10 protein-coding genes and 1 pseudogene are annotated in these 9,556 nt (G+C 74.8%); 8 read left to right on the forward strand and 3 right to left on the reverse strand.

The annotated features are described in order from the left end of the window. Positions 1–98: 98 nt before the first annotated feature. Complete coding sequence (locus KBX39_RS13260; protein ID WP_210870765.1) at positions 99–833, forward strand: hypothetical protein; 735 nt, start codon at positions 99–101, stop codon at positions 831–833. A 24-nt stretch (positions 834–857) separates the two neighbouring features. Here the strand turns inward: KBX39_RS13260 and KBX39_RS13265 are convergent, their stop codons facing one another. Together KBX39_RS13265 and KBX39_RS13270 are read right to left on the reverse strand one after the other, a co-directional pair. Further along, a complete protein-coding gene (locus KBX39_RS13265) occupies positions 858–1,874 on the reverse strand; it encodes an alpha/beta hydrolase (protein WP_210870768.1) in 1,017 nt (338 codons plus the stop codon). Positions 1,875–2,037: 163 nt separating this feature from the next. Beyond that, entirely contained in the window at positions 2,038–2,448 is a 411-nt protein-coding gene (locus KBX39_RS13270) for an HPF/RaiA family ribosome-associated protein (RefSeq protein ID WP_043328869.1), read from the reverse strand. A gap of 286 nt (positions 2,449–2,734) precedes the next feature. Here KBX39_RS13270 and ssb point away from each other — a divergent pair, with 286 nt between their 5' ends. The 3 genes from ssb (at position 2,735) to KBX39_RS13285 (ending at position 6,271) form a co-directional block, all read left to right on the forward strand. Further along, on the forward strand, positions 2,735–3,589 hold the full coding sequence (ssb, locus tag KBX39_RS13275; protein WP_210870771.1) for a single-stranded DNA-binding protein: 855 nt from the start codon (positions 2,735–2,737) through the stop codon (positions 3,587–3,589). 103 nt (positions 3,590–3,692) lie between these two features. After that, on the forward strand, positions 3,693–4,691 hold the full coding sequence (locus tag KBX39_RS13280) for a cobalamin biosynthesis protein (protein WP_124778957.1): 999 nt from the start codon (positions 3,693–3,695) through the stop codon (positions 4,689–4,691). Then, a complete protein-coding gene (locus tag KBX39_RS13285; RefSeq protein ID WP_210870774.1) occupies positions 4,688–6,271 on the forward strand; it encodes a cobyric acid synthase in 1,584 nt (527 codons plus the stop codon). The genes KBX39_RS13280 and KBX39_RS13285 overlap by 4 nt, the downstream gene beginning before the upstream one ends. Here KBX39_RS13285 and KBX39_RS13290 read toward each other — a convergent pair. Next, a complete protein-coding gene (locus KBX39_RS13290; RefSeq protein ID WP_013288093.1) occupies positions 6,265–6,666 on the reverse strand; it encodes a rhodanese-like domain-containing protein in 402 nt (133 codons plus the stop codon). The two genes, KBX39_RS13285 and KBX39_RS13290, sit on opposite strands and share 7 nt — an antisense overlap. 111 nt (positions 6,667–6,777) lie before the next feature. Between KBX39_RS13290 and KBX39_RS13295 the strand changes: the two genes are divergently transcribed. The 4 genes and pseudogenes from KBX39_RS13295 to KBX39_RS13310 all read left to right on the forward strand — a co-directional run. Next, complete coding sequence (locus tag KBX39_RS13295) at positions 6,778–7,434, forward strand: hypothetical protein (RefSeq protein ID WP_312247094.1); 657 nt, start codon at positions 6,778–6,780, stop codon at positions 7,432–7,434. 12 nt (positions 7,435–7,446) lie between these two features. Beyond that, positions 7,447–8,820, forward strand: coding sequence for a dipeptidase (locus tag KBX39_RS13300; protein ID WP_210870777.1), 1,374 nt, complete (start codon positions 7,447–7,449; stop codon positions 8,818–8,820). 78 nt (positions 8,821–8,898) lie between these two features. Continuing rightward, complete coding sequence (locus tag KBX39_RS13305) at positions 8,899–9,105, forward strand: hypothetical protein (protein ID WP_030273275.1); 207 nt, start codon at positions 8,899–8,901, stop codon at positions 9,103–9,105. Between the two features lie 80 nt (positions 9,106–9,185). After that, positions 9,186–9,556: pseudogene (locus tag KBX39_RS13310) on the forward strand (ATP-dependent DNA ligase); the annotation flags it as partial.

The raw sequence follows: 9,556 nt of genomic DNA on the forward strand, positions 1-9,556 counted from the left end.
GTCCGCCCCTCAGCGTCCCATGCCGGGGCCCGGAACGGCACCACAGTTCCGGCGGGTCCCGCGCGGGGCGGGCGGGACGCGATCCGTACCCTCGTCGGATGCTGCTCGACCAGGAAACCGAGAACGAGATCGTCTTCGAGCTGTGTCAGCTCCTCGGACGGGCGATCCTGCCCCTCACCGGCTCGGACGGCCCGGGCGCGCCGGCCGGCGTCCTCGGCACCGCCTTCTTCTACAGCGAGCTGGTCGGCGCCACCGACGACGGGGAGGTCGCGCACGAGTGGCTGCTCACCGCCGACGCGCTGACCGACCGGGCGTACGGCGAGATCGGGTTGCGGCCCAGCGTCACGGACCCGGCCGAGGGGGCGGACGAGCCGATCGACCTGCCCGGCTTCGCCGACCACTGGCTGCACCTGCCGGAACTGGGGCTCGCCGCGATGCCGACCGGCGGTCTGCACGGCTGGGCCGACGACCGGGGCTGGCGCTGGCGTACCCAGCAGGTCACCGAGGCGGTGGCCGCGCCGGCCGACTCGGTCGCCCGGATCGGCGCGGCGCCCGCCTCGGCGTTCGTGCTGGCCCTGGGCGCGGGTGAGGACGGGTCGCGGCCGCTGGAAGCGGTGGTCGAGCGGGTCGCCCGGGACGGCGGCGAGGTGCGGGTCACCACGGAGCTGCCCGCCGGGTACGTGGGCGCGCCGGTGTTCGCGGTCGAGGCCGGACCGGACGGCGGGCCGGCGTTGCGCTGCCTGGGTGTGGTGCTGCCGCCGCAGGCAGGCGGGCACCCGATCGCCACGTTCGACCGGATCCGCGCCGCGCTCGCGGCGGTCGTCGCCGACTGAGCCGGCGGCGAGGCCGGCCCGGCCTCAGCCCTCGGCGGTCGCGTCGGCCGGCCGCCGAGGTGACGGCGGCGTCGTGGGCTCCGGTTCGGTCGGTCCGGCGCGGAGGAACCCCTCCGCCCACCGTCCGACCTCCGCGAAGACCTTCTCGCGTACGCCGGGACTGGACAGCGTGAGGTCGTGCAGCCCGCCGTCGAAGCGGGCCAGCGTGACGTGCCGGCCGAGGCGGGGCGCCCAGCGCACCATGTGCTCGACGTCGAGCACGGCGTCGGCGCCGGTGGCGCTGTCGTGCCACTTGGTGCCCCGGAAACTGCGCGTCGAACAGGCGAGCAGCACCGGCACCGGGATGTCCAGCCCGGCCCGCAGGCGACGCTGACCGGTACGGATCGCATTGAGCCAGCCGGCCCGGACCGGGAACCCGGCGAGCGGCTTCCAGGCCAGGTCGTACCGCCACTCGCCCCGGTGGTCGGCGTGCAGGCTCTCGCCGTACACGGTGCCCAGGCCGAACGGCAGGACACGCTGCGGCGCCTTGCGGCCCAGGCGGGAGACGGCGGCCGCGAGGGGTCGACGGACCATCCAGGGCGCGTTGATGTCGAAGAAGGGGCTGTTGAGCACGATGCCGTCGACCAGTCCGGCGTCGCGGCGGTCGTGCGCCCAGAGCGAGATGATCAGGCCGCCGGTCGAGTGGCCCATGGCGAGCAGGGTGTCGTGGCCCTCCTCGGCACGGATGATCTCCGCGGCGGCGTCCAGCTCGGGGAAGTAGTCGCTCAGGTCGCGGCAGAAGTTCGGAGTCTGGTGCGCCAGCAGGCTGCGGCCGTACTTGCGCAGGTCGAGCGCGTAGAAGTCCCAGCCGCGCTCGGCGAAGAAGTCGGCTACGTGGGTCTGGAAGAAGTAGTCGACGAACCCGTGCACGTAGAGCACGGCGCGACCGGTCGGGCGGTCGGCCCGCCGTCGCACCAGGGTCGCGACGACCGGCCCCTCGTCGTCGGTGCCCAGGTCGATCGTCCGCCGCTCGTAGGGGGTGCCCAGCACGTCCGGTTCCACGACCGCGACGGTACGCCGCCGCGCTACCCGGCGGTAGGGGTGCTGGGCTGTAAGGAGGGGGCCCTTGTTAACGCATCCGGTAGAGGAAGGGCCCCTTCTTAACAACGCCTCGGCGCGGGGACGGCCCGCCCGCCGGCACCGAGCGGGCGGGCCGTGCCGGGATTCAGACGGTTTCGGCGTCCTCGCGTGCGGCGTCCTGCAACGGGACGCCCTCGGGCTGGTCGACGGCGCGCAGGTGCTTGTTGTTGCGCGGCTCCTGCCGGGTCTTCGCGTCGTTGAGCTTGCGGCGCAGGTCGTCCCGGACGTCGTTGAGCGCGGCGTGCAGATCCTCCTCGGTCGAGGTGGTGACGATCTTCTGCCGGCCGGCGATCCAGCACTCCAGGGTCACCTTCTGGCCCCGGGCCTCACGATCCTTGACGGACACCTCCAGCTCGGTGGCGTCGGCGTGGAAGCCGGCGAGCCGGGTGTCCAGGGTCGCGAACTGCTCGGCGATCCAGTTGCGGTCGCCCTGGGAGAACCCGGCGCCGACCCGCAGGCACTCGGCCACGGTCGCGGGGTTCGCCACGGCGCTCATCGCGCTGCCTCGCGGACGTCTCGGAGAAGCATCGGAGCTCCCTTTCTCTCGGTTGATCAAGTACTTACCCAACCGGCGCGATTCCGGAACGCCTGCTTGCCGGCTCCACTCGATCATGCGTCGCCGCAGGTCAGGCGCGTAGGGCCGGTTGACCTAGCAGATCGGGACCTTGATCAGGGGGTTGTCCACAGGGCGGTCCGTCATCCACAGGTACGGGCCGGGCGGGTGGCCCGGGCTAGGCGGCGGGCCGACGCTTTCCGGGACAAGTCGATCCCTGGGAGGGGCGATGTTCGATACGTACGTCACGATCGTCGGCAATGTGCTGACCGCGCCGGAGTGGCGCCGGACCACCCAGAGCGGAACGCTGGTGGCCAACTTCAAGGTCGCCTCGACCGCCCGCCGGCTCGACCGCGACAGCGGCCGCTGGGTCGACGGCAACAGCCTGCGGGTACGGGTCAACTGCTGGCGCCGCCTGGCCGAGGGAGTCGCGTCCTCGGTGGCGGTCGGCGACCCGGTGATCGTCGCCGGCCGTCTCTACACCCGGGACTGGACCGACGAGTCCGGCACCCACCGCACGCTCTACGAACTGGAGGCGGTCGCGGTCGGGCACGACCTGTCCCGCGGCCGGGCCCGGTTCCTGCGCAACCAGCCCCGCGCGGCCACCAGCACGGTCGAGGACGCGGAGGCCGAGCAGCGGGTGCACGGCGAGACGACCGAGCCGGTGCCCGACGGGCAGGCCCCGGCCACCTTCGACGACCGGCCCTTCGACGACGACTTCCCGCCCCCGGAGTACGGCGGCGGCCGGGTCGGGCTCGTCGGCACCGTGGAGCGGGTGGGTGAGCCCGACCCGTTCGACGCCCGGTCCGTCGACGCCTGGTCCGTCGATGCCCGGTCCGGTGCGCGGCAGGCCGCTGGCTTCGACCCCGGTTCGGGTGGCCCGGCGGGGGAGGAGGACGAGCTGGGCGACGTGGCCGACGACGGGCCGGCCACGGCCGAGGACGACGAACTGGGCGAGGTCGCACCGCCGGAGGTCGGCGGACCGGGTGGTTCCGGGCCGGGTGAGGGCGAGCCGGGCGGCGCGAGCCCGGGCGGGACCGCGTCGGGGCGCCGGAGCAGGCGACGGACCCCGGTGCCCGCCTGACAGTCGTCCGACGGGGGCGCGGGGTGGTGACATCGGCGTCTCCACCCCGCGTACGACTAGGCTGGCCGGCCGGAGGTGGTGACGGGTGCGGCAGGCGACCGCCATGGCGAACGCGACCGGACTGGTGGCGGGTTACGCGCTCGACGCGCTGCTCGGTGACCCCCGCCGGTGGCATCCGGTGGCCGGCTTCGGCCGGGCGGCCGGTGCCTTGGAACAGCGGCTCTACCGTCCCGACCGGTCGGCCGGTGCCGCGTTCACGGCGCTCGCCGTCGGCGCGCCGGTCCTGCTCGGCGCCGCCGCCGCGCTGGCCACCCGCCGTCATCCGGTGGCCCGGGCCGCGCTGGTCGCCGCCGGCACCTGGACGGTGCTGGGTGGGCGCACGCTGCGGCACGAGTCCCGGGTGATGGCACGGGCGCTGGGCCGGGCCGACCTGCCCGCCGCCCGGGCCCGCCTCGGCAACCTCTGCGGGCGGGACCCGTCCGCCCTCGACGAGTCCGAACTCGCCCGCGCCACGGTCGAGTCGGTCGCCGAGAACACCTCGGACGCGGTGGTCGCCCCGCTGGTCTGGGGCGCGGTCGCGGGCCTGCCCGGCCTGCTCGGCTACCGGGCGGCAAACACGCTCGACGCGATGGTCGGTCACCGCTCGCCCCGGTACGCCCGCTTCGGCACCCCGGCGGCCCGGCTGGACGACGTGCTGAACCTGGTGCCGTCCCGGCTGACCGGGTTGCTCACGGTCGCGGTTGCGCCGGCGGCGCACGGGGACCGTGCCGTCGCCTGGCGGGTGTGGCGGCGGGACCGGGCCGACCACCCGAGCCCCAACGCCGGTCAGTGCGAGGCGGCGATGGCGGGCGCGCTCGGTGTCCGGCTCGGCGGGCGCAACGTCTACTTCGGCCGCGCCGAGACCCGGCCGTTCCTCGGTGACGGGCCCCGCCCCGAGGCGCGGCACCTGAAGCGGGCCGCCCGGATCTCCGGCGCGGTCGGCGCGGCCGCGCTCGGCCTGGCCGCGCTCTACCCGGTGACCGTCGGGCGCGTGGCCGGAGCCGCCGGACGGGCCGCGCTGGGCGTCCTCATGCGGGCAGCCCGCCGGGGGAGCGGGCGGTGAGCGGCGGGCTGCTGGTCGCCGGCACCACCTCCGACGCCGGCAAGAGCGTGCTCACCGCCGGTATCTGCCGCTGGCTGCGCCGCCGGGGCGTCCGGGTCGCGCCGTTCAAGGCGCAGAACATGTCGAACAACTCCGCTGTGGTGGTCGGGCCGGACGGGCGCGGCGGGGAGCTGGGCCGAGCCCAGGCCATGCAGGCCGCCGCCTGCGGGCTCGACGCCGACCTGCGGTTCAACCCGGTGCTGCTCAAGCCGGGCAGCGACCACGCCAGCCAGGTGGTGCTGCTCGGCGAGGCGGTCGACACGGTCACCGCCGGCAACTACCACGAGGTGCGGTCCCGGCTCGCCACCACCGCGTACGCGGCGCTGACCGAGCTGCGCGAGGAGTACGAGGTGGTGATCTGCGAGGGCGCGGGCAGCCCCGCCGAGATCAACCTGCGTGACGGCGACTACGTCAACATGGGGCTGGCGCGTGCGGCCGGGCTGCCGACGATCGTGGTCGGCGACATCGACCGGGGCGGCGTGTTCGCCTCGATGTTCGGCACCGTCGCCCTGCTCGACGCGGCCGACCAGGCGCTGGTCGCCGGGTTCGTGGTGAACAAGTTCCGGGGCGACCGGGGGCTGCTCCAGCCGGGGCTGGACATGCTGCGCCGGGTCACCGGCCGTCCCACGTACGGGGTGGTGCCCTGGGCGCTGGACCTGTGGCTGGACGCGGAGGACTCGCTCGCGTACGGGCGGGTGCTCGGCCGGCCGCCCGCGCCCCGGGGCACCGACTGGCTCGACGTGGCAGTGGTGCGGCTACCCCGGATCAGCAACGCCACCGACGTCGAGGCCCTCGCCACCGAGCCGGGTGTGCGGGTACGCCTCACCGTCGAACCGGCCGAACTGGCCGCCGCCGACCTGGTGGTGCTCCCCGGCACCAAGTCGACTGTCGCCGACCTGGCCTGGCTGCGGGAGACCGGCCTGGCCGACGCGGTACTGGCGCACGCCGCCGCCGGACGGCCGCTGCTCGGCATCTGCGGCGGCTTCCAGATGCTGGGCCGGGTGATCCACGACCCGGTGGAGAGCCGCCGGGGCACCGTGCCCGGCCTCGGGCTGCTGCCCGTCGAGATCACGTTCGAGCCGGTCAAGACGGTGCGCCGGGCCGAGGGCAGCGCCGCCGGGGACGTGCCGGTGAGCGGCTACGAGATCCACCACGGCCGGGTGTCGACGGCCGACCCGGGACTCGCACCGCTGCTCCGTCACACCGACGGCACCGGCGAGGGCGCACGCCTCGGCAACGTGTACGGCACCCACTGGCACGGCACGTTCTCCTCCGACGAGTTCCGCCGCCGCTTCCTGACCGAGGTCGCGGCGGCGGCCGGGCGCACCGGCTTCAAGGTCGCGCCGGACACGTCCTTCGCGGCGGCCCGGGAGCGGACGCTGGACCTGCTCGGCGACCTGGTGGAGGAACACCTCGACACGGACGCGCTGTGGCGGCTGATCGAGTCCGGTCCGCCGCCGGGACTGCCGTTCGTGCCACCCGGCGCGCCGCCGGCACAGAGCGACGTCCGGCGGCCCGCCGTCGACCGCGCGGTTCAGTAGCGCACGTCGGCCGGGCGGTCGGACATCGGCAGCCCGGCCTCCCGCCAGCCCTGCACCCCGCCGATCATGTCGGTGGCCTGCCGCAGCCCCAGCGTCTGGAGGCTGGCGGCGGCCAGGCTGGAGCTGTACCCCTCCCGGCACACCACGACGATCTCGCGGTCGTACCCGGTGGCCTCGGGGATGCGCCAGGCGCTGGCCGGGTCGAGCCGCCACTCCAGCACGGTGCGGTCGATGACGATCGCGCCGGGCAGCTCACCCTCCTCGCGGCGCTGCGCCTCGGTACGCGTGTCGATCAGCAGCGCGCCGCCTCGGACCGCCTCGACGGTCTCGTGCGGAGTGAGCCGGCGGAGACCGGCGCGGGCCTGTTCCAGGAGGGCGTCGACGCCCGGACACATCACGTCATGGAGCACCCCCCGATGATGCCCAGCCGCCCACGTCACCGCTCGCCGAAACGGTCCGCCCGGGTCGCAGGTTCCAGCGGACGGGGGAACGTTAGCGTCGGTCGGGTGAACGTCGCCGTGATCGAGGCGTACGCCGGGTTGGCCCGCCGCGTGCTGGCCGGTCCGGCGCGGTTGGGGCGTACCCGGCTGGTGGCCGTCGACGGGCCCAGCGGCGCGGGCAAGAGCGTGTTCGCGACGCGCCTCGCGGACGCGCTCGCGGAGCGGGCGGGCGGCGTGCGCCCGCCGTTGGTGCACACCGACGACCTGCTCGACGGCTGGGACGACCAGCTCACGTTCTGGACCCGGCTGGAGGAGCAGGTGCTCGGCCCGGTGCGGGCCGGCCGGGCGGGCGGCTACCGCCGCTACAGCTGGGTGCGACGCCGGTTCCTGGACCGGGTGGTGCCGGTGCCGGCCGGTCCGGCGCTGATCGTCGAGGGGGTGAGCGCCGCCCGCGCCGCGGTACGCCCCGAGCTGACGCTGTCGGTGCTCGTCACCGCGCCGGCCGAGCTGCGGTTGCGCCGGGCGCTCGCCCGCGACGGTGAGCAGATCCTGCCGGAGTTGCGCCGCTGGCACGCGGGGGAGCGGGCGCACTTCACCGCCGACGGCACCGCGGTGGCGGTGGACCTGGTCGTCGACGGCGCCCCGGACCTGCCGCACGACGCGGACCGCTACTACGTCCGGGTGGGCGGCCGGCGATCAGGCTCGGCCGACGTGGCGGGGTAAGGCCAGCATACGATTCCGGTCAAGACCACTCCGAGCCACTCCGAGTCCGAGGTGCGGGCCGCCGTCGAGCGGGAACTGCCCGGCGTCCGTGCCGACCTCGAGCGACTCGTCCGCATCCCGGGCATCGCCTTCGAGGGCTTCGACCACTCGCACGTGGAGCGTTCCGCCGAGGCGGTGGCGGAGCTGCTGCGCGGCTGCGGCCTCGACACGCGGATCGTCCGGTCCGGCGGCCAGCCCGCGGTGATCGGCACGAAGGCGGCCCCGCCCGGCGCGCCCACCGTGCTCATGTACGCGCACCACGACGTGCAGCCGGTCGGCGACCTGTCGCTGTGGGAGTCGGACCCGTTCGAGCCGGTGGAGCGTGACGGCCGCCTCTACGGCCGGGGCGCCGCCGACGACAAGGCCGGCATCATGGCGCACGTCGCCGCGCTGCGCGCGTTCGGCGACCGGCTCCCGGTCGGCGTGGTGCTGTTCATCGAGGGCGAGGAGGAGTACGGCTCGGACTCGCTGGAGCGGCTGCTCGCCGAGCACCGTGACGATCTGGCCTCCGACGTCATCGTGATCGCCGACTCCACCAACTGGGACGTCGGCGTGCCCGCGCTGACCACCTCGCTGCGCGGCATCGTCAACTGCTTCGTGGAGGTGCGCACGCTCGACCACGCGGTGCACAGCGGCATGTTCGGCGGCGCGGTGCCGGACGCGCTCACCGCGCTGGTGAAGCTGCTCGGCACGCTGCACGACGAGGCCGGTGACGTCGCGGTGGACGGACTGGTCGGCCGCGAGGGCGCCAGCGTCGACTACCCGGAGGACCGGTTCCGCGCCGAGGCCGGCCTGGTCGACGGCGCGGAACTGTTCGGCACCGGCCGGATCACCGACCGGCTCTGGACCAAGCCGGCGCTGGCGATCCTCGGCGTGGACGCGCCGGCCACCGGCGAGGCGCCGAACGCGCTGGTGCCGTCCGCGAAGGCGAAGCTGAGCGTACGGCTCGCGCCGGGCGATGACCCGAAGAAGGCGTACGCGGCGCTGACCGCGCACCTGGAGCGGCACGCGCCGTGGGGCGCGCAGGTGTCGGTGACGTTCGAGCACGACGGCGCGCCCTGCGTCATCGACGCCTCCGGGCCGATGTTCGACGCGGCGCGGTCGGCGTTCCGGGCGGCCTGGGACGGCACCGACCCGGTGGACATCGGGGTGGGCGGGTCGATCCCGTTCATCGCCACGTTCCAGGAGATGTTCCCGCAGGCCGCGATCCTGGTGACCGGGGTGGAGGACCCGCACGCGCGGGCCCACGGGCCGAACGAGAGCCTGCACCTGGGCGAGTTCGCGCGGGTGTGCCTGGCCGAGGCGCTGCTGCTGGCCCGGGTGGCGGAGGCCGGAAACCGCGGCTGAGGTGTCGAAACCGTAACTTCGGGGCCGATGTCGGAGTTTGTGGTGTGTCGGCGGGCGGGGTGTTATAGCCTTTCGAACATGCGTACGAACGACGAGATGGAGCGGCTTCAGGCCGCCGTCCGTGCTCTGGGGGACGTCGACGTCTCCGCGTGGTCCGAGGACACGCTCAACGAACAGATCGGCGAGCTCTCCGCCGCGCTGGTCACGCTCGACGCGCTGCTCACCCGGGTCGCCGAGGGCGTGCGCGGGCGCGGCCTGCGGATCGAGGAACCGGTCTCGGCCTGACCGGTTGCCGGTGACCCGGCCACCCGTGTGGTGTGCCGGGTCGCCGGATCGGCCCCGGTGTCGCAGGTGACTGGCAGGATATGGGCGTGCGTTTCGTGGAGCTGGCGGCCACCTCGGCCGCGGTCGGCGCCACCAGCGGCAGACGAGCCAAGGTGGAGCTGCTGGCCGCTGCGCTGCGCGGGCTGGAGCCGGGCGAGATCCCGGCCGGCGCCGGCTATCTCGCCGGTGAGCTGCGCCAGCGTCAGACCGGTGTCGGCTGGGCGGGCCTGCGTGACCTGCCGCCGCCGGCCGCCGAGCCGACGCTCACCGTCGCCGCCGTCGACGCGGCGATCGAGGAGATCTCCCGCGTCGCCGGCTCCGGTTCGCAGGCCCGGCGGCGGGATCTCGTCGGCCGTCTCTTCGCCGCCGCGACCGCCGACGAGCAGCGCCTGCTGACCGGCCTGTTCCGGGG

Origin of the sequence: Micromonospora sp. D75 (assembly GCF_018070405.1) — a bacterium.
Lineage (GTDB): Bacteria > Actinomycetota > Actinomycetes > Mycobacteriales > Micromonosporaceae > Micromonospora > Micromonospora chalcea.